Here is a 1,798-nt window from a genome sequence, read left to right on the forward strand (position 1 = left end):
CCTGATAGTGTTCCCTCAAAGGGCTTTGGCATCCTCGATGACGATGGATCTGTAACCGGCAATTAGCAATCTCGAATCGATACCAGCATGAGTATTGAGCCCCATAAGCTACTTATAATGCACTTCGAGAGTGAGGCACCGACCGCTCGTGGGTACTGACTACCGCGCGCCAGGATTCCCTATGCGGCTTGTCTGGTGTCGGTATCCGTAGGGGTGAGGCCGTATTCAAGCCGAGATGCACGTCATTTCGCAAGCCGGTGAGTGCGAAGCTGCGCATCCTAGCGTCGCTGGGTCAGACATGCTCGAAACTTGTCGCATCGGTCCCCGGCCGTCAGTTCATTCCGTCGCTTCCAGCTCTACTAGTGCGTCCTTTCGCCGGATGCTGCTTGGCGACACGCCGTAGGCGCGTACAAAGGCCCGGCGCATACGATCGCGGTCCGCAGACCCTGTGTCCCGCGCCACGGTTTCCATCGGGTGACGACCTGACTCGAGCATGGTTCTGGCCGCTTCCAGCCGGAGCATCTCGACGGCCTTAGCCGGGGACTGCCCGGTCTCCTCGCGGAAGACACGGCTGAACTGCCGCGGCGACAGGCGCGCGGCATCCGCTAGCTCCTCCACCGTCAGCGCATTGCGCAGATTTTCCTTCGCGTAGATCAGCGCGCGTTTGACACGATCGCTGCGCGGCTCGAGTTCCAGYAATGCCGAAAACTGGGATTGCCCACCGGGGCGGCGGTAATAGACGACCAGGCGTCGGGCCACGTTACGTGCCAGCGCCGCGCCGTGGTCGTGCTCGATGAGCGCCAGGGCGAGGTCCATCGCCGCAGACATGCCGGCCGAGGTCCAAATGTTTCCGTCCTGCACAAAAATCCGATCCTCGTCGACACGAACCTGAGGAAAGGTTTCCTGCAATCGTCTGGCATGCAGCCAGTGGGTGGTAGCAGTCTTTCCGTCCAGCACGCCGGCCTCKGCAAGCGCGAACGCGCCCGTGCAGATGCCCGCGACACGTCGTGCCTCGCTGGCCGCGCGGCTGATGTAGGACTTCAGCCCGGGATCCAGGGGGCCGGGGACACGAACCCCCGCAACCATCAACGTATCGGGCATCGCGTCCAACTTGGTGGTCACGATCCCCAAGCCAATCGTCGAGTGAACGATACCGCCGTATTGGGAGAGGATCGTCATGCGGTAGCCCTCTTCGCCGAGCTCCACATTGGCCAGTTCGAACGCGGATAGCGCCGAGAGACCGATGACCTGGAATCCATTTTCTAGAATCAAGCCGATTTGCCGCATTACTTCTCTCGTGTTACGTCAGCGTCTCAATGACAGTTTCCTGAGACTCTCGCGCAATCTATTCCCGGCGCCTAACGCTGTCAAGTCGACTGCCTGAGTCGAGCGCCACGCAGCCCGAAGATGTCCGGAATCTCCGCGAATTCGTCTGTCCGCGGAGACACGTCCAACCCTATCCTTGCCATGCCTTCGCGGCGCCCCCGCAGGCGTGGGGCTCCGCCCCGGAACCGGCAACCGAACAAGCATGCCCAGCAATCGCACATGCGACGAGCGGCCACTCGTCTACATTGTCGACGACGAAGACGCAATCCGCACATCTTTGTGCAGCCTCCTCCGCTCCGCCGGCTTTGCCGCGCGTACCTTCGAGCACACAGCCACCTTTAACGCGTCCGAGAAGCCCGACCGACCGAGCTGCTTGCTGCTCGACGTCCGCCTGCAAGGTGAAAGCGGACTCTACTTTCAGCAAAAGGCCACCGAGGTCCATCGCATGCCCTTCATCTTCATGACGGGCTTC

Annotated in this window: 2 protein-coding genes and 1 pseudogene; 2 read left to right on the forward strand and 1 reads right to left on the reverse strand. The window is 61.3% G+C overall.

Going from position 1 to position 1,798, the window contains the following annotated elements; translation table 11 throughout:
- Window positions 1–152: 152 nt before the first annotated feature.
- A pseudogene (locus AC1DN0_RS40980) lies at window positions 153–278 on the forward strand (hypothetical protein); the annotation flags it as partial.
- A gap of 58 nt (window positions 279–336) precedes the next feature.
- Here AC1DN0_RS40980 and AC1DN0_RS40985 read toward each other — a convergent pair.
- Window positions 337–1,287 (reverse strand): GlxA family transcriptional regulator, encoded by a 951-nt coding sequence (locus tag AC1DN0_RS40985; RefSeq protein ID WP_477144645.1) that lies wholly within the window; start codon window positions 1,285–1,287, stop codon window positions 337–339.
- A 241-nt stretch (window positions 1,288–1,528) separates the two neighbouring features.
- Between AC1DN0_RS40985 and AC1DN0_RS40990 the strand changes: the two genes are divergently transcribed.
- Window positions 1,529–1,798 (forward strand): response regulator transcription factor (locus AC1DN0_RS40990; protein WP_477146607.1); only part of this gene is annotated, 270 nt, incomplete at its 3' end.

It is taken from the genome of Cupriavidus sp. 05N39 (assembly GCF_056397325.1).